Origin of the sequence: Janthinobacterium glycogeni (assembly GCF_051380725.1) — a bacterium.
Lineage (GTDB): Bacteria > Pseudomonadota > Gammaproteobacteria > Burkholderiales > Burkholderiaceae_D > Janthinobacterium.
This window is the reverse complement of sequence record NZ_JBNYXP010000024.1, coordinates 1-23,251: the sequence shown is the minus strand read 5'-3', so window position 1 is coordinate 23,251 and position 23,251 is coordinate 1. Positions and strand designations below refer to the sequence as shown.

The 23,251-nt window shown below is 60.5% G+C and carries 16 protein-coding genes; 12 read left to right on the top strand and 4 right to left on the bottom strand.

Features of this window, described 5'->3' with window-relative positions:
* Positions 1-326 precede the first annotated feature (326 nt).
* The gene (locus ACQ4W4_RS27385; protein WP_436544643.1) at positions 327-1,109 is read right to left on the bottom strand and encodes a nucleotidyltransferase domain-containing protein; all 783 of its coding nucleotides are present in this window, start codon (positions 1,107-1,109) and stop codon (positions 327-329) included.
* Between the two features lie 12 nt (positions 1,110-1,121).
* Positions 1,122-2,735 (bottom strand): RNA repair transcriptional activator RtcR, encoded by a 1,614-nt coding sequence (gene rtcR, locus ACQ4W4_RS27380; protein ID WP_436544642.1) that lies wholly within the window; start codon positions 2,733-2,735, stop codon positions 1,122-1,124.
* A 206-nt stretch (positions 2,736-2,941) separates the two neighbouring features.
* Between rtcR and ACQ4W4_RS27375 the strand changes: the two genes are divergently transcribed.
* From ACQ4W4_RS27375 to ACQ4W4_RS27355, 5 genes are all read left to right on the top strand, one after another.
* Complete coding sequence (locus tag ACQ4W4_RS27375; RefSeq protein ID WP_436544641.1) at positions 2,942-4,513, top strand: RNA-binding protein; 1,572 nt, start codon at positions 2,942-2,944, stop codon at positions 4,511-4,513.
* Between the two features lie 271 nt (positions 4,514-4,784).
* Complete coding sequence (locus ACQ4W4_RS27370) at positions 4,785-6,020, top strand: RtcB family protein (protein ID WP_436544640.1); 1,236 nt, start codon at positions 4,785-4,787, stop codon at positions 6,018-6,020.
* A gap of 16 nt (positions 6,021-6,036) precedes the next feature.
* Positions 6,037-7,056 carry an RNA 3'-terminal phosphate cyclase gene (rtcA, locus tag ACQ4W4_RS27365; RefSeq protein ID WP_436544639.1) on the top strand — a complete coding sequence of 340 codons (1,020 nt, stop codon included), beginning with the start codon at positions 6,037-6,039 and terminating at the stop codon, positions 7,054-7,056.
* Positions 7,057-7,187: 131 nt separating this feature from the next.
* Entirely contained in the window at positions 7,188-7,673 is a 486-nt protein-coding gene (pedF, locus tag ACQ4W4_RS27360) for a cytochrome c-550 PedF (protein WP_076573049.1), read from the top strand.
* A gap of 25 nt (positions 7,674-7,698) precedes the next feature.
* Entirely contained in the window at positions 7,699-8,532 is an 834-nt protein-coding gene (locus ACQ4W4_RS27355) for a substrate-binding periplasmic protein (RefSeq protein WP_436544638.1), read from the top strand.
* 55 nt (positions 8,533-8,587) lie between these two features.
* Here the strand turns inward: ACQ4W4_RS27355 and ACQ4W4_RS27350 are convergent, their stop codons facing one another.
* Positions 8,588-10,723 carry a TonB-dependent receptor family protein gene (locus ACQ4W4_RS27350; RefSeq protein WP_436544637.1) on the bottom strand — a complete coding sequence of 712 codons (2,136 nt, stop codon included), beginning with the start codon at positions 10,721-10,723 and terminating at the stop codon, positions 8,588-8,590.
* Between the two features lie 203 nt (positions 10,724-10,926).
* Here ACQ4W4_RS27350 and ACQ4W4_RS27345 point away from each other — a divergent pair, with 203 nt between their 5' ends.
* The 7 genes from ACQ4W4_RS27345 (at position 10,927) to ACQ4W4_RS27315 (ending at position 20,591) form a co-directional block, all read left to right on the top strand.
* Positions 10,927-11,883, top strand: a complete 957-nt coding sequence (locus tag ACQ4W4_RS27345) for a beta-propeller fold lactonase family protein (protein ID WP_436544636.1) — start codon at positions 10,927-10,929, stop codon at positions 11,881-11,883.
* Between the two features lie 336 nt (positions 11,884-12,219).
* Positions 12,220-13,740: an aldehyde dehydrogenase gene (adh, locus tag ACQ4W4_RS27340; RefSeq protein WP_436544635.1), complete on the top strand. Its 1,521-nt coding sequence runs from the start codon at positions 12,220-12,222 to the stop codon at positions 13,738-13,740.
* A gap of 55 nt (positions 13,741-13,795) precedes the next feature.
* Complete coding sequence (locus tag ACQ4W4_RS27335) at positions 13,796-14,191, top strand: DUF779 domain-containing protein (protein WP_282409818.1); 396 nt, start codon at positions 13,796-13,798, stop codon at positions 14,189-14,191.
* Positions 14,192-14,246: 55 nt separating this feature from the next.
* A complete protein-coding gene (locus ACQ4W4_RS27330; protein WP_436544634.1) occupies positions 14,247-15,983 on the top strand; it encodes a PQQ-dependent methanol/ethanol family dehydrogenase in 1,737 nt (578 codons plus the stop codon).
* A gap of 287 nt (positions 15,984-16,270) precedes the next feature.
* Positions 16,271-17,431 carry a porin gene (locus ACQ4W4_RS27325; protein WP_436544633.1) on the top strand — a complete coding sequence of 387 codons (1,161 nt, stop codon included), beginning with the start codon at positions 16,271-16,273 and terminating at the stop codon, positions 17,429-17,431.
* Between the two features lie 117 nt (positions 17,432-17,548).
* Entirely contained in the window at positions 17,549-19,591 is a 2,043-nt protein-coding gene (locus tag ACQ4W4_RS27320) for a 4Fe-4S binding protein (protein WP_436544632.1), read from the top strand.
* Positions 19,581-20,591 carry an FAD:protein FMN transferase gene (locus ACQ4W4_RS27315; RefSeq protein ID WP_436544631.1) on the top strand — a complete coding sequence of 337 codons (1,011 nt, stop codon included), beginning with the start codon at positions 19,581-19,583 and terminating at the stop codon, positions 20,589-20,591. Before ACQ4W4_RS27320 ends, ACQ4W4_RS27315 begins: the two co-directional genes overlap by 11 nt.
* Before the next feature lies 1 nt (position 20,592).
* Here ACQ4W4_RS27315 and ACQ4W4_RS27310 read toward each other — a convergent pair whose 3' ends face one another.
* A complete protein-coding gene (locus tag ACQ4W4_RS27310) occupies positions 20,593-22,581 on the bottom strand; it encodes a sigma-54-dependent Fis family transcriptional regulator (protein ID WP_436544630.1) in 1,989 nt (662 codons plus the stop codon).
* Positions 22,582-23,251 lie beyond the last annotated feature (670 nt).

Sequence of the window (23,251 nt, the reverse complement as noted above, 5' to 3'; positions counted from 1 at the left end):
AACAACTTTGCGCCGATGATAGTGCTGCAACCAGTGTGAAAGTAGGTTATCGTCAGGCTTGTTATACGCAGTAAAGAAAAAACCCGTCAAGCAATTGGCGGGTTTTTTTTCGTCTGGTGATTCAGGGGGCGGTGGTGCCGTGGGGGCCTGTGGTGCTGTCGGCTTACGCGCGCAGCGCTAAGCCGACCTACGCCGAGCTGCACCGGCCTGCGCCGATCCGCCGACCGACGGTCAGTGCGAGGGGGCTGCCCCCGGCTGTTCATCCGCTGCCAACGCAACAGACGAAAAAAAAGGCAGCGCTGCGCGCTGCCTTTACTTATTGATGCTCAGTTTTCCTGCAAAACTTGGCGGAACAACTCGTTCAACCTCTCCATGCCCCCGGATTTTTCTTCCTTTTCCACGCTGAAATGCTCCAGCCTGGCCAACTCTGCTTCAATGAAGGCATTGAGTTTATCGATGCGTGGTGCCAGCTCTTTTTCCAGTGCGACCTTTTTACGCTCGAGCAGGATATGGATCTCTTCCAGCAAGCCGTCTTCCTTGGGCAGCAGGTGCAGCAGGGCGGCAAATTCGATGGGCGGCGCGCTGTGATAGGTTTCGATCCATCGCGTGGCGAGCAGGGGACGCAGGACATAAAAATACTTCTTCAAGGGAACCATGTCCGTCATCAGATAGCCGCGGTAATTCGTCTTGGCCATGCTACGGTAATGATAAATCCCCTTTTCCAATGTGTAGACGGGATCGAGCAAGGCATGGATGTCCGTCCTGAAGCTGCCCTTTTCCATATATTGGATCGGCGACTGTATCCATTCGATGACGGCAGGATTGGAGCGCCAGAAGAGCTGCAGCGCCTTGCGCACATCCCAGCCGTTCAAGTCGATATCATCGACGATCGGATATTCGATGACGTCGCGCCTGTCTTCCAGGTCGACGCTCAGATACCAGTCCTGTGGGCGCGCATAGATGAAGCGCACATCGAAATCGCTGTTCGGCGAGGCAAATCCCCAGGCACGGCTGCCCGATTCAATCGCCATTAAAATCCGCACGCCTTCCTTCTCTTCCACGACCGCCAGGCGGCGCATGATCTCTACTCGTATTTCTTCTGGAATCATCGTTCTCTCTTCTTAGTTGCTTGAGGACACTTTATCCCAGTCCAGGGCAAAGCGGGTCAGGTATTTCTTGAGCCTGTCGGCATCGTTCGGTTTGGCTTTCGCCGCGCGCGACACGGCATACAGGGTACGGCCGGCATCGGACATATTGTTCGACTGCCGGCATACCTGGATGACTGCCTGCAGCTGCAGCGCATCGAACAGGTCGAGTTGGGCTGCCGCCTGCTCTCCCATGATCGCTGCCAGATCCACTTCCGGACTATCGCTCCGTCCACCATGGTGCCGCCACATCCGGTTCAGGCGCCTGATCTCTTCGTCTACCACGCTATCCGTGATGCGGCCCGCTTCTGACAAGGTGGCAAGACGCGTGACGGCGGCGGACAGGTCGCGGAAATTTCCCTTCCATGCGGAGGTGGGCAGGGTGGCGAAGCGCATGAAGCGCTCGCGCGCCTCCTTGTTGAAGCGCACGCGCTCGCCCGTTTCGGCGCCGTATTGTGTCAGCAGGTAGTCCAGGTTCGGCTCGATATCCTCGGGGCGCTGCGCCAGACCCGGCAATTCGTATGTCCACAGATTGATGCGCGCATACAGGTCTTCGCGGAAGCGGCCGGACACCACCTCCTTGCCCAGGTCGCGGTTGGTGCCGGCGATCAGCTGGAAGTCGCTTTGCACCTCCGTGTCGGCGCCGACGGGGAAAAAGCGCTTCTCTTCGATGGCTTTCAGCAGCATCGCCTGTTCATCGAGTCCCAGTTCTCCGATTTCATCGAGAAACAGCAAGCCCTTGTGCGCGCTGCGCAGCAAGCCGGGACGGTCGGAACCCGCCCCCGTGAAGGCGCCCTTGATATGGCCGAACAGGGTGGACGCGGCACCGTCGCCGTGCAGGGTGGCGCAGTTGAGGTCAATGAATTTGCCGTCGATCTGGTGGCGCGATTTTTTCAGTTCATACACGCGGCGCGCAAGGAAGGATTTGCCCGCGCCCGTTGGGCCCATCAGCAGCATCGGCGCCCTGGACTTGATGGCGACGCGCTCGATTTCCTCGATCATGCCGTTGAACTTTGCATTGCGCGTGGCGATGCCGGACTTCAGGAAGGCCACGCCCGCTGCCTGCTCGCGCGTAAAACGCTGGGCGATCTGGTCGTAGCGCGACAGATTGAGATCGATCAGCGTGTAGCTGCCCGGATTGCCGGCGGCCTGCCGCTTCGGTGGCGACGTTTGCACCAGGCGGCCCGGAAAATAGCGGGCTTCCGTCATCAGGAACATGCAGATTTGCGCGACGTGGCTGCCGGTGGTGATGTGGATCCAGTACTCCTCCTTGTCCGGATCGAAGGCGTAGTTGTTGGCAAAATCGTAGAGCGCGCCGTACACGTCTTCAAAATCCCAGGCATCGCTGATGGGCAGTTCATGGGCCTTCAGCCTGGTTTCAGGCGAGACGCTGGCGATATCCTGCGATACCTGGCGCACCAGGCTGGCAAACTGCTCGCCGGCGTATAGCAGCTCGAAGCGGTCGATGATCTTGTCTTCATGCTGGGTCAGGGCGACGCTGGGGCGCCACTTTTCCCAGCGGGCGGCTCCCCTGCCATTGTCGAGCTGCGTGCCGAGAAAACCGATGACGACGGTACGTTTTACTTGCATAGTTGGGATAAATATTTATCTTAAAAGATAATTGTATTCCAAATCGCCATGACAGGGATATTTTCAGTGCACAGCTTGCGTGGAGAGATTACTTAATAAAATCAATTGGTTATGGAAATGTTTGAGGAAATATTGAAAGCTGGCATAGCGCTTGCAATAGAGGAGATACCAACGAGATAAGCGTAGAGAGCAGAGAGGAACGAAAAATGGCCAACGCCCACTTATTCCAGAGCGCACAACAGACCGCGACCTTGCCTTCGGCGCTGGCGCGCAATGCCGAAGGCGCGCCAGCCTATGCGCTGACGCCACGCCATCAGCTGGCGCAATATGCGGCCACCGGTTGCCTGAACACGACGTTTTATGCCAGCGCCGAAGCGCAGCTGGCGACGGTACTGGAACTGTGCCAGGCGGTCGAACCAGCCTTCATCGCACAAACGGCCGTGTACTGCCGCGAACGCGGCTACATGAAAGACATGCCGGCCTTGCTGGTGGCCGTGCTGGCGGCCCAGGGCGCGGCAGAATTTCCGCAGGCCTTCCAGCGCGTCATCAATAACGGCAAGATGCTGCGCAACTTCGTGCAGATCATGCGTTCGGGCGCCGTGGGCCGCAAGTCGCTGGGATCGCGTCCGAAAAAGCTCGTGCAGGCATGGCTGAACACCGCTTCGGAACAGGCCTTGCTTGCCGCCGCCGTGGGCAATGCGCCGTCGCTGGCCGACGTGGTGAAGATGGTGCATCCAAAACCGCTGGCAGCGTGGCGGGAGGCATTCTTTGCCTGGCTGATCGGCAAGGAATATAAACGCGATGCCTTGTCGCCGGCGCTGGCCGCGTTCGAGGCCTACAAGGCAGATACCTCGCAAGCGATACCGGAGGTGCCGTTCCAGATGCTGACGGCGCTGCCCTTGAGCGCGCACTCCTGGGCGCAGATCGCGCGCCAGGGCAGCTGGCAGATGGTGCGCATGAATCTGAATACCTTTGCCCGCCACGGTGTGTACGCGATAGCCGGCATGCCGGAACTGATCGCCGCCAAGCTGCGCGATCCTGAGGCGATTGGCCGGGCACGGGTGTTTCCGTACCAGCTGATGTCGGCGTACATGGCGGCCGGCGAGAACGTGCCGGACGTCGTGCGCGATGCGCTGGAACAGGCGCTGGAAATATCGCTGGCGAACGTGCCGCGGCTTGCCGGCAAGGTGGTGGTGTGTCCTGACGTTTCCGGCTCGATGGCCTCGCCCGTCAGCGGTTTTCGCGGCAGCGCCACCTCGAACGTGCGCTGCATCGACGTCGCTGCCCTGGTGGCGGCAGCCATGTTGCGCAAGAATCCGGACGCCATGGTGCTGCCGTTCGAGCACAACGTGGTGCAGTGCGCACTTGGCGCGGACGACAGCGTGATGGCGAATGCGGCCAGGCTGGCGGCCATCGGCGGTGGCGGCACCAATTGCAGCGCGCCCCTGCTGCGGATGAACAGCAAGCAGGAGCTGGCGGACCTGGTGATCTATGTATCCGATAACGAATCATGGATCGACGCAAAGCGCAGCGGCGCCACGGCGACGATGGGACAGTGGAATGTCTTCAAGCTGCGCAATCCGCAGGCGAAACTGGTGTGCATCGATATTTCGCCGCATGCCACGACGCAGGCGATGGAGCGTGAGGATATCCTGAATATTGGCGGTTTTTCCGACGACGTCTTCAGGATCATCGCCGCCTTTGCCGCCGGCCAGCTGGACCCGGCCCACTGGGCGGGAGAAATCGCCGGCATCGATATCGCGGCACCAGGTTGTTGAAGTAAAGCGCATGAATGCGGACAAGACTACATAAAAGACGTCCTGTCCAGACTTGTCATGCGCTGCAGTACCCCGAATGCCGACAGGATTACATCGATCAGCCGCGTCAAACCGGCCTGGCGTGCGCAGTACGCCGCCAGAAAATCCTGTCCCGCCTTGTCGGGTTGTCGTACTGATGAATGCCGGTGGAACTACATCCTGGGCCGATGCGTCGGCAACGTTTCACCAATCCTTGTCATCACCCCCTATACAATAGAAGAAGAGAATAGCGATGAAAAACGAAGAATACGAAGTCCTGCATACCGAAGGCAGCCGTCCCGTGAAGATGTGGACGCGTGGCGTGCCTGTCGAAGAAGCGGCCAAAAAACAATTGCGCAACACGGCGACCCTGCCGTTCATCTATAAGCACATCGCCGTCATGCCCGACGTCCACCTGGGCAAAGGGTCGACCATCGGCAGCGTGATCCCTACCCTGGGCGCGGTGATTCCGGCGGCGGTGGGCGTGGATATCGGTTGCGGCATGATGGCGGCGAAGACCACGTTGACGGCGAACGACTTGCCCGATAACCTGGGACCGCTGCGCAGCGCCATCGAGCGCGCCATTCCGCACGGGATGTCGCCGAAGACGCGCGGCCACCGCGGCCGCGATGAAGGTTCCTGGCATACCCCGCCATCGGTGGTCGATGCGGCCTGGCTGCAATTGAAGGACGAATTCGATGCGATCTGCCTGAAAACGCCGAAGCTGAAAAATACGAACAATTATCGCCACCTGGGAACGCTGGGCAGCGGTAACCACTTCGTCGAAGTCTGCCTCGACGAGCAGGGTTCCGTATGGTTCATGCTGCATTCCGGTTCGCGCGGCGTGGGCAATGCCATCGGCACGCATTTCATCGAACTGGCCAAGCAGGATATGCGCACCCACTTCATCAACCTGCCCGACCAGGATCTGGCCTATCTGGCCGAAGGCACGCAGCATTACGACGATTATGTGGAAGCGGTGGGTTGGGCCCAGCGTTTCGCCCGCAATAACCGCGAAGTGATGATGCAAAACCTGATCGCGGCCGTGCGCACGGTCATCCATAAGCCGTTTCAGACGCATGTGGAAGCCGTCAACTGCCACCATAACTATGTGCAGAAGGAGCACCACTTCGGCAAGGACGTGCTGGTCACGCGCAAGGGCGCCGTCTCGGCCCGCGCCGGCGAACTGGGGATCATTCCCGGTTCCATGGGCGCCAAGAGTTTTATCGTGCGCGGCAAGGGTAACGCGGACAGTTTCCATAGCTGCAGCCACGGTGCGGGTCGCACGATGAGCCGCACGGAAGCGAAGCGGCGCTTCAATCTGGCCGACCAGATCCGCGCCACCGAGGGTGTGGAATGCCGCAAGGATGAAAACGTGATCGATGAAATTCCGATGGCCTACAAGGATATCGATGCAGTGATGCTGGCGCAGCGTGAGCTGGTCGACGTCGTGCATATCCTGAAGCAGGTCGTCTGCGTCAAAGGTTAATAGAGAGAAAGTACAGATGATAGAAATAGATGGAGCGCAAGGTGAAGGCGGCGGACAGATTTTGCGCTCGGCGCTGAGCCTGTCCATGATTACGGGGCAGTCATTCCGGCTGACGAATATCCGCGCGGGGCGGGACAAGCCCGGTTTGCTGCGTCAGCATTTGCTGGCCGTGCAGGCGGCGGCGGCCATTTGCGGGGCGCGCACGACGCCGGTGGCGCTGCGCGCATCGAGCCTGGAATTCGTGCCTGGCCCCCTGCGCGGCGGCGATTACCGCTTTGCCATCGGCAGCGCCGGCAGCTGCACCCTGGTGTTGCAAACCTTGCTGCCGGCCCTGCTGCATGCGGATGGGCCGTCTACCGTGCGCATCAGCGGCGGCACGCACAATGCCATGGCGCCGCCCGTGCATTTTTTGCAGCGCGCGTATGGCCGCATTCTGGAACAGATGGGGGCCGAGGTAGAGATTACGCAGCAGCGGTATGGCTTTCATCCCGCAGGCGGCGGCGAGGTGGTGGCCACCGTGCAACCGTGCCAGCGCCTGCAGCCGATTCAACTGCTGCAGCGCGGCGAACGCAAGGCGGGGTTTGCGGAAAGCGTGGTGGCGGGCGTGCACGTGAACGTGGCGCAGCGCGAGCTCGAACGCATTGCCAGCGGCATGGGCTGGAGCGGCAAGCAGCTGCGCCTCGTCGGCTTGCCGGCGGAGCAGGGACCGGGCAATGTCCTGTTGCTGACCTTGGAACATGAGTACGTCACGGAAGTATTTACGTCGTTCGGCGAAAAGTCCTTGCTGGCCGAGTCCGTGGCCAAGCGCCTGCTGAACGAGGTGCGCGCCTATCTCAAGACGGACGCGGCCGTCGGCGAGCACCTGGCCGACCAGCTCTTGCTACCGATGGCGCTGGCGGGCGGCGGCACCTTCAGCTGCAGCAAGGTGTCGCAGCATGCGCTGACCAATGCCGAGGTGATTTCCCGCTTCTTGCCCGTACGTATTACTTTCGAACAGCAGGAGCGGGGCAGCATCTGCACGGTGGCCGCCGCCTGACGCGCGTGGTGACACAAGCAGGTGTTGCAGCTGTTCCAAATTGATACATGGGTGGCCGGTCGTGGGGCATATACGCATGGCATGGCATTTGCTCTTCTTGGATATTCACTAAAAAAACCAAGGAGACCAGCATGACCTATTCCATCCGTACCCTGCTCGGCGTGGCCGCCGCCGGCGCCGTTGCCCTCACCTCCCTGCTGACCTTGCCGCAAGCCTATGCGCACGGCAATGTCACGCCGCAAGGCGTCGACACTACGGGCTTGCCCAAGGTGGGCGACAAGTGGCTCGAACAAAACCCGTATCGGGGCAACAAGCTGGCCCTGACGGTGGGCACCTCGGCCTATAACCAGAATTGCGCGCGCTGCCACGGCATCGAAGCCATCTCGGGCGGCATCGCGCCGGACTTGCGCCAGCTCGATCGCGACTGTTTCGGTATCAAGAATGAGACAAAGAAACAGGCTTGCTACAAGGAAACGGATAATTATTTCCTGGCGACTATACGTCACGGTAAAGTACGCAATGGCGCCGTGTACATGCCGCCGTTCGAGGGCGTGTTCAACCAGGAAGCCATGTGGGCCATCAAGACCTATCTGGAAACGCGCCGCGAATCGAATTAAGTCGAACTGATCACGAAGGAGTCCCATGCGTTCATTTCAATTCCGGGGCGCGCGCGCGATGCTATCGCTCGCCTGCCTGGCGCTGTGCGCAGCCGCGCCGGCGCGCGCCGACTGGCAGAAAGTGCAGCAGTCGGGCAGCCTGAAAGTGGCTGTGTATAACGAATTCGCGCCGTTTTCCGACAAGGGCGTGGGTATCGATATCGACATCGCCGAAGCGCTGGCGAAAAAGCTGGGGCTGAAACTGAGCTTGCTGCCATTTCCCGCCGGCGAAAACCTCAACGACGATTTGCGCAATATGGTGTGGAAGGGGCATTACCTCGGTTATGGTCCCGCCGACGTGATGCTGCATGTACCGGTCGACAAGAAGTTGATGGCGGATAACGACAAGGTCGAGATCTTCGCGCCTTACTACGTGGAAACCGTACGCCTGGCGCGCAGCGCGCAAGCCGTGCCGCAATTCGATGGTGTCACCTCGCTGGCGGGCAAGCGTATCGGCGTGGAAAAAGTGTCGATCGCGGCCATGCTGATGCTGGGGGAAGACAATGGCAAATACCGTGACGACGTGCGCATCTTCGACACGGCCGCCGAAGCCTTGCAGCAATTGCAGGCGGGCCGGCTCGACGCCGTGCTGGCGAACCGTTCGGAAATCGAATCGGTGCTGAAAAGCGATCCCGCTTTCCCCTTGAACGAAGTGGCGTTCGCTCGCTTGCCGCGTGCTGGCTGGGCCGTGGGCCTGGCCGTCAGCAAGCAACAGCTCGACGTGGCCAAGTTGCTGCAGGCGGCCATGAACGAGATGACGGCTAGCGGCGAATTGAAAACCATCTTTGAGAAGTATGGCGTGAAGGAAGCACGGCCCTGACTTAGCTTGCTCTCGTTAAAAAGCCCGCGTATCTTCCGATGCGCGGGCTTTTTAATTAGAAGGAATACATGGCACTGACACCCAGCAACCAGTTGCGTCCCGGCGCCGCTTCATAGTAACGCTTGTTGCTGTCGCCGACGATGACGGAGCCCACGTAGGTTTTGTCGAAAAGATTGTTCAGGCGGGCAAACTCCTTGAAGCGCCAATTCCCTACGTTTTGCTTAGCGTTGAAGCGCGCGTTGAATACCGTGTAGCCGGGCGCCGGCTTTTCGATGTTGCTGTCTTCCGCATACACCTGGTTGCTGGCCACGCTTTCGAGTGCCGCGCCAACACGGTCGAATGTGTCTTTCCAGGCCAGTTCCGCGAACAGGTTGGCGCTGGGCACGCCCGGCAAGCGGCTGCCTTCGCGCACGGCGCCAAAGGCCTGGTCATACACGGCGTGCAGGCTGGTCAGTGCCACCTTGGCCGTGAAACCATACGGCAGGTTCGAATCGAGCGACACTTCCATGCCCTGGCGCAAGGTTTTACCCGCATTGCGATAGCTGGTGCGCCCGCCGCTGGACTTGTCGACCACCAGCTCGTCGCTGGTCTTGATCTGGAACACGGCCGCGTTCACATGCGTGTTGTTGGCGATCCTGGCCTTGACGCCCGCTTCCAGGTTGGTGCTGGTGGCCGGCTTCAAGTTGAAATTGAAGCCGCCGGCCGTACCCGAGTAAAACAGTTCGTTCAAGGTGGGCGCCTCGAAGCCGCGCGCGGCGCTGGCGTACACGTTGACGTTCGGTGTCAGCTTATACAGCAGGCCCAGCACCGGCGTCGTATGGCTGAACTCCAGGCTGCCGCTATCGTTACCGTTACTAAGGTAATGGTCGTCGACCGCCACTTTCATCTTGCTGTAACGCACACCTGCGCTGAGCAGCCATGGCCCGCTCTGCCATTCCGCCTGGAGATAGGGATCGAGGCTGGAGACGACATTCTGCTCGTCGCGGCGCAACTTGCCTTTTACGCCAAAGCTATTGCCAATGTAATTTTCATAGCCGGTGCGGTCATCGCTGGAGCGGCCATAGTCGATGCCGATGGTGGTGCTCAGCTTGCCGCCGGCCAGCTGGTTCACGTGCAGCCAGTTAGTGTCGATCCCATAGAACTCACGCTGGAAGTCGACCACGCCGCCCGAATGGCTGGCTGGCGCCTGAAAACCCTTGGTAAAAGCCTGATACTGGATCACGTCGCGGTTGCCGCCATACACCATCACATGCAGGCGGTCATCGCCGAACGACTGTTCGTAGGTGGCGCCGATCTGCTGGTGGTCGATGCTCTTGCGCGTGTTGTAGCGCTCGGCCAGGGTGCGTTTCGGGTTTTGCGTATCCGTCGTGTCGATTTCGCCGGCGCGCGGGTTGGCGGCAAACGTGGGCCAGGTGACGCCCAGCGGATCTTGCGTGTTGCCCTGGTGCAGGCTGTTGGCGACGATGGTCAGCTTGCTGTCCGCATTCGGCTTGACGGTGATCTTGCCGAATGCCTGTTCGCGCGTGGCGGCGCTGTGGTCGCGGAAACCGTCCGTGCGAAAGCGCGAGCCGTCGAGTACGTAGCCGATGCCGCCTGCCTGGCCTTGCGCCGAGAGATCGACCTTGCTGGTGCCGTAGCTGCCGCCCGTCACATTCAGTTCGACGGACGGGGGATTTTGCCCCTCCTTGGAAAACAGCTGGATCACGCCGCCCGAGTGGTTGCCGTAGATGGCGGAAAATGGCCCGCGCAGCACTTCGATGCGCTCGGCCGTATCGAGGTTGAAGGTGGCGGCCTGGCCCTGGCCGTCCGGCATGCTGGCGGGAATGCCATCGCTGATCAGCTTGACGCCGCGCACGCCGAAGGCCGAGCGGGCGCCGAAGCCGCGCGACGATATTTGCAAGTCTTGCGCGTAGTTCTGGCGGTTTTGCACGACCAGGCCCGGCACGGCGGCCAGCGCCTCCGACGCGTTGACGCGGATTTGGCCCTCCTGGATGCGGGCGCTGTCGACGACATCGATCGAGGCCGGTACTTCCTGGCTCGGGTGGGCGATGCGGCTGCCGCTGACGACCACTGTATCCATCAGTTGTGCGCCCGGATCTGCGGCCTCGGCGGCAAAGACGTGGGGGGCCAGGGTGGCGCTGCCGGCGACAAACAAGCTGGCGATGGTGTTCAGGCGGAAACGATGCTGCATGCGGATTCTCCAATGTGAATAAAAGCCTGCTTGGTCGCGTGCGCGGCGCAGGTCTGCGTAGGTGTATCAAGCAATATGCCTGCCATGTCTCCATTGGTGGGCTGAAATTATACGCGTGTCCGTGGCACGGCGTTTGCATACAGCAATTGTCAGAGGCGCCGCTACCGCGCGCTTTTCCTGTGTTTTTCATTGAAAAGGTGATTATGCCCAACTTCTTCTCGCGCTTGCGCCAGGTGTGCTGGCTGCTGCCCGCGCTTGCCAGTACTGCCCTCCAGGCCGCTCCGTTTGCCTATGTCCCCAATGAAAAATCGGGCACCGTGAGCGTGATCGACACGGCGACTGACCAGGTGGTGCGCCAGATCGCGGCAGGCAAGCGTCCGCGCGGCATCGCCGCCGATCCCGCCGGACGACAGTTGTTTGTCACGGACGCGGCCAGCAGCGCCTTGCTGCTGATCGACAACGCGGGCGGCGCGCCCGTGCGCACGGTGGCGCTGGGCAAGTCGCCCGAAGGCGTCAGCGCCTCGCAAGACGGTAGTCACGTGGCCGTGGCCGTCGAGGAAAACAATAGCGTGGCCTTGCTCGATGGCCACACGGGCACCTTGCTCGCCGATATCAAGGTGCAAGGGCGCAACCCGGAACATGCCATCTTCAGCCCGGATGGACGCTGGCTGCTGGTCAGCGCGGAAGAGGCCGAGCAAGTTGATGTCATCGACGTGGCGCAACGCCGCCAGGTGGCGTCCGTCGCTGTGGGCTTGCGGCCGCGCGGCATCGGTTTCAGTCCCGACTCGGGCCTTGCCTATGTGGCATGCGAACTGGTCAATGCCGTCTATGTCATTGACATGGCCGCGCGCAAGGCGATTGCCACCATTCCAGCAGGCAAGAATGCGAATGGCATCGTGGTCCATCCCGGCGGCAAGCACGTATATGTCTCGAACGGCATCGACGGCACGGTGATGGTGATCGACACGGCCAGCAACCAGGTCACGGCGACCATTCCCGTCGGCAAGCGCCCGTGGAACATGGCCATCACGCCGGACGGCGCCAAGCTGTACGTGGCCAATGGCCGCTCGAACAGCGTTTCCGTCATCGATACGGCCAGCGCGCGCAAGGTGGCCGATATTGCCGTCGGTGAATTGCCATGGGGCGTGGTGATTCGGTAGCGGTACAGGAACAGGTGTTCCAGTCTGGTACACCTGTTCCATTGTGCAGCGGCGCAGGCGAGATGCCGCAGGGCTGGCCCGGATTGGAACAGGATGCCTTTACCTTGTTCACAACGCACACAGGCCCGCCCCCGCAGCTCTAGCCCGGGCATGCGCCGAAAAGCGCACCGGTATTGACGCCACGCCCTTGCAACAGGGGTAAAACCGGCTAAGTTTGTAGGGGGATGGCGAGCTGGCACGGCATTTGCGGAAGACTCCGTGTACTCACCCCATCTGTACCAGGACGTTTGATTTTAATTAAGTAATTCCATTCTAATTAACCCGATAGAGGACGACATGAATCTCGCAGACATCAGCAAACTGGGCGTAGCCAATCCCTTCAAACAACGCTATGACAATTACATCGGCGGCAAATTCGTTGCACCCGTAAAAGGTGAATACTTTCCTAACATCACGCCGATCACCGGCCTGCCGTTTTGCGAAATCGCCCGTTCCACGACGGAAGACGTTGAGCTGGCGCTGGACGCCGCGCATGCCGCCAAGGAGGCCTGGGGCAAGACGTCGCCTGCCGAGCGGGCCAATATCCTGAACCGCATCGCCGACCGCATCGAACAGAACCTGAGCCTGATCGCCACGGCGGAAACCATCGACAACGGCAAGCCGATCCGCGAAACGATGAACGCCGACATTCCGTTGGCCATTGACCATTTCCGTTACTTTGCCGGCTGCATCCGCGCGCAGGAAGGTTCCGTTGCGCAAATCGACGCGGAAACCTATGCCTACCACTACCATGAGCCGCTGGGCGTCGTGGGCCAGATCATCCCGTGGAATTTCCCGATCCTGATGGCCGTGTGGAAACTGGCGCCAGCCCTGGCCGCCGGCAATTGCGTCGTCCTGAAACCGGCCGAGCAAACCCCCGCTTCCATCATGGTGTTGATCGAGCTGATCGGCGACCTGCTGCCGCCTGGCGTGCTGAACATCATCAACGGTTTTGGCCTGGAAGCGGGCAAGCCGCTGGCCTCGAGCAAGCGCATCGCCAAGATCGCCTTTACGGGCGAAACGGGCACGGGCCGTTTGATCATGGGCTATGCCGCGCAAAACCTGATTCCCGTCACCCTGGAGCTGGGCGGCAAGTCGCCGAACATCTTCTTTGAAGACGTGATGGATGCGGACGACGAGTATTTCGACAAGTGCCTGGAAGGCTTTGCGATGTTCGCGCTGAACCAGGGCGAAGTGTGCACCTGCCCATCGCGCGTGCTGATCCAGGAATCGATCTACGAGAAATTCATCGCACGGGCCTTGAAGCGCGTGGCCGCCATCAAGCAGGGCAATCCGCTCGATGCTTCCACCATGATCGGTGCGCAGGCGTCGCAGGAGCAGCTGGAAAAAATTCTGTCCTACCTCGACATCGGCCGCCAGGAAGGCGCCGAAGTGCTGGCCGGCGGCGAGCGCCACACGCAGGCGGGCGACCTGGAAGGCGGCTATTACGTGCGTCCGACCGTGTTCAAGGGCAACAACAAGATGCGCATCTTCCAGGAAGAAATTTTCGGACCGGTCGTGTCCGTGACCACCTTCAAGGATGAGGCCGACGCGCTGGCGATCGCCAACGATACCTTGTACGGCCTCGGTGCCGGCCTGTGGACGCGCGACGGTTCGCGCGCCTTCCGCATGGGCCGCGCCATCCAGGCGGGTCGCGTGTGGACCAATTGCTACCACCTGTATCCAGCCCACGCCGCGTTCGGCGGCTACAAGCAATCGGGTATCGGCCGCGAAAACCACAAGATGATGCTCGACCACTACCAGCAAACGAAGAACTTGCTGGTGAGCTATAGCCCGAAAGCGCTGGGCTTCTTCTAAACCGGCAACAGGCGCCGCGCCCGTAGTCCAGGCGCGGCGCGCAGAAAGGGATGCCATGAGTGCAGCAATTGCCAGGGTGGTCGCCACCGATGCGGCGCTGGAAATGATGGACAAGTTGCGCCAGCGTCACGGCCCGCTGATGTTTTTCCAGTCGGGCGGCTGCTGCGACGGCAGTGCGCCCATGTGCTATGCGCTGGGCGAGTTCGATGTCAGCGATACCGACATCTATCTCGGCAATTTGAATGGCACACCGTTCTACATGGGACTCGAGCAATTCGAGTACTGGGAGCATACCCAGTTGATTATCGATGTGGTCGATGGCAATGGCGGCATGTTTTCACTCGACAACGGCACGGGCAAGCGCTTTTTGACGCGCTCACGCCTGTTCACCGATGAAGAGTGTGCCTTGTTGCATGCCCAGCCGCATGAGCACGACAGAAAAAGTACCTGAGAGTTACACACACATACTAATAAAACAGAGGGAGATGATTGTGCAGAAAAAAATCATGGGGATACTCATCGGTTTGAGTTTGGCATCGCTGGCCCAGGCGGCCGACGTGGGCAATGTCACCAATGCCATGCTCGACAATACGGCGAAGAATCCGGCCAGCGTGCTGTCGTTCGGCATGGGCACGCAGGGCCAGCGTTATTCACCGTTGACGCAGATTAATGACAAGACCGTGGCCAAGCTGGTGCCGGCCTGGTCGTTCTCGTTCGGCGGCGAAAAACAGCGGGGCCAGGAATCGCAGCCCTTGATTCATAACGGCAAGATGTTCGTCACGGCATCGTATTCGCGCATCTTTGCCGTCGACCTGAAAACGGGCGCCAAGCTGTGGAAATATGAGCATCGCTTGCCGGACGGCATCATGCCCTGCTGCGACGTGGTCAACCGCGGCGCCGCCCTGTATGGCAACCTGGTGATTTTCGGCACGCTCGACGCCTATCTGGTGGCGCTGGACCAGAACACGGGCAAGATCGTCTGGAAGGAGAAAGTCGACGACTACGCTGCCGGCTACTCGATGACGGCCGCACCGCTGATCGCCGAAGGCTTGCTGCTGACGGGCGTGTCGGGCGGCGAATTCGGTATCGTGGGGCGGGTCGAGGCGCGCAACCCGATGACGGGCGACCTCGTGTGGAGCCGTCCGACGGTGGAAGGCCATATGGGCCACCGCTACGACAAGGATGGCAAGGCCATCGATAACGGCGTATCCGGCACCGTGAACAAGACCTGGCCGGGCGACCTGTGGAAAACGGGCGGCGCCTCGACCTGGATGGGCGGCACCTACGATCCGCAGACCAAGCTCGCGTATTTCGGCACGGGCAACCCGGCGCCGTGGAACAGCCACTTGCGTCCCGGCGACAATCTGTACTCGTCATCCACCGTGGCGCTGGATGTGAAAACGGGGCAGATCAAGTGGGCGTATCAAAACACGCCGAACGATGCCTGGGATTTTGACGGCGCCAACGAGTTCGTCACCTTCGACATGGATGGCAAGCGCTACGGCGGCAAGGCCGACCGCAACGGTTTCTTCTATGTGATCGACGCCAACACGGGCAAGCTGCAGAACGCCTTTCCGTTTGTGAAAAAAATCACCTGGGCCAGCAGCATCGACCTGAAGACGGGCCGGCCGAACTTCATTCCCGCCGGCCGCCCTGGCGACCCGACCAAGGGAGAGGAAGGCAAGAAGGGCACGACCGTGTTTGCCGCCCCCGCTTTCCTCGGGGCAAAAAACCAGATGCCGATGGCGTACTCGCCGCAAACCAAGCTGTTCTATGTGCCGGCGAACGAATGGGGCATGGATATCTGGAATGAGCCGATCAGCTACAAGAAGGGCGGCGCTTTTCTCGGCGCCGGTTTCACCATCAAGCCCTTGTTTGACGATTACATCGGCGCCATGCGCGCCATCGATCCGAAGACGGGCAAGATCGTCTGGGAAATCAAGAACAATGCGCCGCTGTGGGGCGGCGTGATGAGCACGGCCGGCAATCTGGTGTTCTACGGCACGCCGGAAGGCTTCCTGAAAGCCGTCGACGCGAAGACGGGCAAGGAGCTGTGGAAATTCCAGACGGGTTCCGGCGTCGTGGCGCCGCCCGTCACCTGGCAGGATGGCGACACGCAATATGTGGCCGTCGTTTCCGGCTGGGGCGGCGCGGTGCCGCTGTGGGGCGGCGAAGTGGCGAAGAAGGTCAACTTCCTGGAGCAGGGCGGTTCCGTGTGGGTCTTCAAGCTGGCGTCGAAGTAACGGGGTGAAGCATCCGGGCCACACGGATGGGTGTCTCCCTGTCCGCCGGGTGCTTTCTTTTTGCTGACGGCCCAGGCCGTCAGTTTTTTGTTTACGCAGTTGCGCGATCAGCGTGCTGGCGGTCAAAAAAGGAACACCGTGCGGGGCGATTGATCCGCTGCTGCACACGTCAAACACGTCATTTCTCTTTCTCCCTCTGAGCCGTTCTGGGCACGCTTATTGCGAAAGCTTGAGGTACATCAATCACTGGTGTGCACACTAAAAACAGAGAAGAAAGAGGAGAAGCAATGAACACATTGAGCAAGCTGGGGAGCGTGGGTGTCATGACAATCGCAGCGATGGGGCAGGCGCAGGCCGTCGACATCAAGGCGGGCGACTGGACCGTGTCGGTGGGCGGCATCGTCAACGCCTATTACACGCAAGTATCGTGTTCGGGCGATGCGGTGGGCGGGCTGGCACTGGGTGGCCAGGCGCTCGGTTGCGGCGGAGAAAAGGACCGCACCACCATCGGCAACGGCTTGCTGCCGAATGGCTTGATCACCTCGGCAAGCTCGCGGCTGGGCGAGTACGACGTGAAAGCCTTGATCGGCATCTACAACTCGACGGCCACCGACAGCGCCATCAGCCAGAACAGCGTGGTCGACGTGCGCCAGGCCTTCTTTACGTTTGGCAATGCGGAAATGGGTACCTTCAAGCTGGGCCGCGACTATGGCATCTTCGGCGCGAACGCGATCCTGTCCGACATGACCTTGCTGGGCTCGGGCGCACCGGTGCAGGCGACGCAGCGGGGCCGGGTGACCCTGGGCCATATCGGCGCCGGCTATACCTATCTGGGCAACTATGGCCAGATCATGTACAGCACGCCGAAGTCGGGCGGCTTTGGTGCCGATGTGGCGCTGGTCAGTCCCGTTTCTGATACGCCCATCGTTGCAGGCTCGACCTATTCCTCAAAGTCGAGTCCGCAAGTGCAGGCGCAACTGACCTATGCGCAGGAAGGCTTGAAAGCCTGGCTCGGCGTGAAGTCGCAAAAGTTCACGTCGAAAACGCCGGGTGTCGATGATTTGACCATGCGCGGCGTGGAAGTGGGCGGCTCCTACCAGATGGGGCCGGCTGGCGTGCTGCTCAACTTCCAGGGCGGCAAGGGGTTGGGCATCTTGTCCGATGCGGACCAGGGCGATACGAAGTCGAAGAACTGGCTGCTGCAAGGCACGTATAAAACGACGGACAAGCTGAAGCTGGGCTTGTCTTACGGCATCAGCAAGAACGACGACAACACGGCCGGCACGGGCGGTTTGAAGTCGAACGCCAACCTGACACTGGGCGCGTACTACTCGCTCAACAGCGCGATCACCCTGGTGGGCGAGCTGGGCCAGACGCGCTCGAAAGGCTTTACGGGCGGCGAAGCGAAGATGAATGGCGTGTCCCTCGGCGGCATTATTTTCTTCTAATTAATGAACGCGGCGCCTTGCGACAGGGCGCCGCACGGAGCACAGTGCATGCGGATAATGCGGTTGTTCATCGGATGCTGGCTATTCCTGTTTATTTTGGGACAGGCGTGGGCGGGCGTGCTCACCAAGGCCGAACTGGCGCGGCGCTTTCCGGCACCTCTCGTCGTGGGCGAGAAGGAAGCCGACTTGCCCGTCTGGCCCCTGTTCAAGCAAAACGCCACAGCCACCGAACTGGTCGGCTACGCGTTTGAATCGGTGGACCTGGCGCCGATTCCCGGCTTTTCCGGCGTGCCCGTCAATCTGTTGATCGCCATCGACCCGCAAGGCAGTTTCCTCGATGTATCCGTCCTGTCGCAGCACGAACCCGTGTTTCTCGACGGCCTGGGCGAAGCGCCCTTGTTTCAGTTCGTCAAACAGTACCAGGGACTGTCGCTGAAGCAGAACATCGCCATCGATGCCAGGAAGAAGCGCGCGCCAGATGCGACCCACGCCGATATCGATGGCGTGTCGAAGGCCACGGCATCCGTGCGCATCATCAATCAAAGTGTGCTGGCCTCGGCCTTGAAAGTGTCGCGCAAAAAACTTGGCTTCGCGCAAGGCCGCGACCCGGACCAGATCGCCCGCATCCGCATGGACGTGTTCGAGCAACTTAGCGTAGCGCAGATGCTGGCGCAAGGCTTGATCCAGCATGTGCGCCTGAGTAACAAGGACGTGGAAGCCCTGTTTGCGGGCAGCAATGGCGCCGGACTCGACGCGCAGGCCACGCGCGAGCCGGACGGCCTGTTCATCGACCTGTACCTGGCCTATGTATCCGTGCCCAGCGTGGGGCGCAATCTGTTGACGGAACGCAGCTGGAACAAGCTGCGCAACCGGCTCGACGAGGGCGACCACGCCATCCTCGTCATGTCGCGCGGGCGCTACAGCGTGCTGGGCGACGATTTCGTGCGCGGCACGGTGCCGGACCGGCTATTGCTGAAACAGGATGGCTTGCCCATCGACATGCGCGACCTGGACCTGGAATTGAACCTGTCCGATGCGGGGCCGTTGCCGACGGAAAATATCGCGGTCTTGCGCGTCATCAGCCAGGCGGGACTCGATGCGGCCAGTCCGCTGGCGTTCACGCTGCCGATCACGCGCAGCAAGGGCATCGTGTATCCGGAACGCATCGCGCGCAACGTGGATGTCAATTACCGCTTGCCCGCAGAGTTTTATACGGCGACGCAAGGCGACGATGCCAGCTGGCGCGGCACGTGGCAGAGCCGCAAGACTGAGTTGCTGGCCTTGCTGGCTGGGCTGGCGCTGCTGGCCGGTGCATTGGCATGGCAGAAACGCCTGGTGCGCGATGAGCGGCAATTTGTCTGGTTTCGCCGCCTGTTCCTGTTGTTTACCATCGGCTTCATCGGCTATTACGCGCAGGGGCAGCTATCGATCGTCAATATCACCGGTGTCATCCAGGCGCTGCTGGCGGGGCGCAGCCTGGGTTTTTTCCTGTTCGACCCGATGACAGTGATCCTGTGGGCGTTCGTGCTGCTCAGCCTGCTGGTTTGGGGGCGTGGCACGTTTTGCGGCTGGCTGTGTCCGTTCGGCGCGCTGCAGGAATTCACGGGCAAGCTGGGCCAGTGGCTGCGCTTGCCGCAGTGGAAGATCAAGCCACGTCTGGATAAACGCTTGAAATGGATCAAGTATGGATTGCTGGTGGCCATACTTGGCAGCAGCACGTTTTCCAGCCAGATCACGGACAAGCTGGTGGAGCTGGAACCGTTCAAGACGGCCATTACCCTGAACTTCGTGCGCGCCTGGCCCTTCGTCGCATATGCCGTGGGCTTGCTGCTGCTCAGCAGTGTTTCCTATAAATTCTTTTGCCGCTACTTGTGTCCGTTTGGCGCGGCGCTGGCGCTGCTGGGGCGCTTTCGTTTATTCAACTGGATTCCGCGCCGCAAGGACTGCGGCACGCCTTGCCAGACCTGCCGCCACCGTTGCGAGCATCACGCCATCGCGGCTAGCGGGAAAGTCGATTATGGCGAGTGTTTCCAATGCATGGATTGCGTGGTGATTTACGCCAGCGATGAAAAATGCGCGCCTTTGATGCTGGAAATCAAGCGTGCCCGCACCATTCCCATAGCCCGGGCCACGGCGGAGGAGAGCAGCAATGCAGCGTAGAACCTTTATTTCCGCAGCCATTGGCAGCGTGGCCGGCATCGCGGGCATGATCTTGCCTGGCAGCATGGCGCGCGGCACGGTCACGGCGTCCGGCGTGCGCCCTTATCAAGGCGCCGCGCTGGCGTTTGGCACGACGATCACCGTCACCGTATTGCACCACGATCAGCGCCAGGCCGAGCTGGCCATCGAGGATGCCTTGCATGCGGCCAGGAATGTCGACCGCCTGATGAGCATTTACAGTCCCGCCAGCCAAGTCTTCCAGCTGAACCGTGACGGCCGCCTGGCCCGCCCGAATGCCCATCTGCTGACGGTGCTGGCGCAGGCGCAAGCCTTGTCGCAATGGAGCGACGGGGCGTTTGATATCACCGTGCAACCTTTATGGCAGCTGTTTCGCGCGGCGGCGGACCAGGCCAGCGTGCCGGCGGAAGCATTGCGCCGCGAAGCGCAGGCGCGGGTAGGCTGGCGGCAACTGGCGTGCGATCGCCGCGAAGTGCGCTTTCTTCATCCCGGCATGGCGCTGACCTTGAATGGTTTGGCGCAAGGCTATGCGGCCGACCTGGCGTTGGCGGCCGTGCAGGCGCGCGGCGTGCGGCACGCGCTGCTCGACACGGGCGAGTTCGTCGCGCGCGGACAGCGTGCCGTGCGTCGCCCGTGGACCCTGGGCATCCAGGATCCGCGCGACGCGGAGATCCTGGCGGCCACCTTGAAAGTGGACGGGCGCAGCGTGGCTACGTCGGGCGATTACGAATGCACGTTCACGCCCGACTTCGTGCATCACCACATCTTCGATCCTTCGAAGGGCGATTCGCCGGGCGAACTGGCCAGCGTGACCGTGCTGGCGCCCACGGGCTTGCTGGCCGATGGCCTGTCGACGACATTCATGGTGACGGGCGCGGCGCGCGCGCATGCGATGGCCGCGCGGATCGACGGGGTCGACCTGATGACCATTGACAAGCAGGGCCGGCGCCAGATGTCACCCGGCTTTTCCCGTCTACTCTAGGCTATTTCAGATGCGGTACCTTGCGATAGATCGTGTTGCGCGACACGCCCAGGGCCCGTGCCGTGGCCGAGACGTTGCCGCCGTGGGCATCGAGCGACTTGAGGATGACGCTTTGCTCCATCTCTTCCAGATTGGCGCCGGCGGCAATCATGCGGTCCGTGCTGGCGCTGGCGGCAGTCGCTTGCGTCATTTCAATATCGTCGAGGAAATCATCGGGCATGTGGCGCAAACAGATTTCATGCTCGTCGCCCGCCATGACGATGGCCGTGCGCAACAGATTGGTCAGCTGGCGGAAATTGCCTGGCCATTTATGCTGGTGGAACAGGCGCAGGATGTCAGGCGCCACCGTGTAACGCGTATCGGGCGCTTCCGTTGCGAGAATTTTTTTCACCACGGTATCGAGGTCCGTGCGCTCGCGCAGCGGCGGCAGTTTCACCACCAGGCCATTCAGGCGGTAATACAAGTCTTCGCGGAAGAGTCCCTTGGCCATGCGTTCGCGCAAGTTGTGATTTGTGGCGCAAATGAGTTCTACATTGACCGTGATCGATTTGCTGCTGCCCAGCGGCGTGACCATGCGTTCCTGCAGCACGCGCAACAGACGTGCCTGCAAGCCGAAGGGCATGTCGCCGATTTCGTCGAGGAACAGGGTGCCGCCATTGGCTTGCAAGATTTTTCCGATGGCCCCTTTCTTGCGCGCGCCCGTAAACGCCCCGTCTTCATAGCCGAACAGTTCGGACTCGATCAGGGTTTCCGGGATGGAGGCGCAATTGACAGCGATAAACGGTCCCATGGCCCGTGGCGAATCGTTGTGGATGGCTTGCGCCAGCAATTCCTTGCCCGTGCCTGTTTCGCCCATGACGAGGATGGGAATATCGCGCCCCAATACCTTGTTGACCTTTTCGATTACCAGTTCCAGTTGCGGATCGCCCGTGCGCAGGTAGCGCAGGCCGGACAGGCGGCGCGCCGCATTGGCCGCGTGGCTGGGAGGTGCGGGGATCGCCGCCGGCACCGCGTTGATGTCGCTGTGATCGGTGCTGGCGGTAAAGCCGTGCTGGAAGACGCTATTCGACAGGCGCAACTGCGCGCGCCCGTACACGCGCACACCGCTGTGCATGCACAGGTTCAGTAAACCGGGTGAGGCCGTGCGGTAATGCTCGTACAGGGCAGAAACGGGCAAGCCGAACAGCGAGCTGAACGTGTGCGATTGCAGTGCGGCAAATGACAGGCCCAGCTGGAACAAGCCATTCTTGTTGGCCGATAAGAACCGGCCACCCGGGGTGAACGAGGCGATGCCTTCCATTAAGGTGCCGATGAATTCGGGGCGCGCGTGGAAGTGCACGGTGATGGCGTCTTCGAAGGTGGCGGAAAACAACTGATTTTCGATCATCAGCGCCGACATGCGCACAAGGGCCATCGTATGTTTGTGAAAACTGCGCTGGTCGCTCGAGACGTCCAGTACGCCGATGACATTGCCACGGTGATCGGTGATCGGTGCCGCGGAGCATGTCAGGAAGTGATTGGCGGCCAGATAATGCTGGTCCGCATGGACCAGAGTTGGTACTTTTTCCGTGATGGCCGTGCCGATGGCATTCGTGCCGCGGCTTTGTTCCGACCACGCCACGCCCGGCTGCAGGGCGACGCGGTTGGCTTTTTCCAGGAAATCATCGTCGCCCAGCGAATGCACGATCACACCATTGGCATCCGTCAAGATCACCATATTGTGCGTGTTGACGATTTGCTGGTATAGGGTTTCCATCGCCGGCAGCGCGTGCGTGTGCAGCATGCGATTCTGCTCGATCAGCAAGGACAGATCGGATTTGCCGGCCGGCGTAAAGTCGGGCGTGGCCGTGGGCGACAGGCCAAAGGCGACGGAACGCTGATGCGACGTTTCAATAATGACGGGGACGTTATCCTGTCCTGCCGGCAAGGTGTTTGCGTCCGCGATGGACGAAAACGGGGCGCTACGGTAAGTAGCTGACGGTTGATACATGATCTCGTTGCCTCCGTTGGGCCCTGTACTGCGGCGCTCTTTTGAATATCGAGAGTGTTCCATAATGTAGCACCTGTCACAGATGGGAGCAAAGCAAAGCGAACCGGGCTATCCCCAGTGTTGCTGCCAGGCCCAGAGTTCCTCCCTCAGTGGACAGTGCATAGGGTGGTATAAGCAAGTGCGGTGCCAGGGCCGTTTCATGGCGCGGGAAAATAGCGCTTGCAAGGCGTGTGGGGCAGGGCTATAATTCGCCCCCTCGCTGAACGACGCATGCAAATGCTGAGTGCGGTGAGAAAAAAGAAGGAGTTGACGGACGTAGCGAAATACTTCATACTCTTCCTTCTTCGCAGTTGACAAACACAACGCTTTGTCGATAGCGCGAGAGCAGTAAATAAGCAGTACCGAATACAGTTCTTTAACAATTAACAGTCGATAAGTGTGGGCATTTGATGTCAGTGCAGCGCTGCGCAAGCAGCGTAAAACTTAAAATATCAAATGTTCACAAGAAATAATGAAATAGGATACTTCTTCGGAAGTAGCCTGTCAGTTTTTCGAGTGAGCAAATCTTTTGCAATGCAAAAGATTTGGATGGTAGTGATACTGTCCGACCTGTCAGAAATGACATTAAACAGAGATTAAACTGAAGAGTTTGATCCTGGCTCAGATTGAA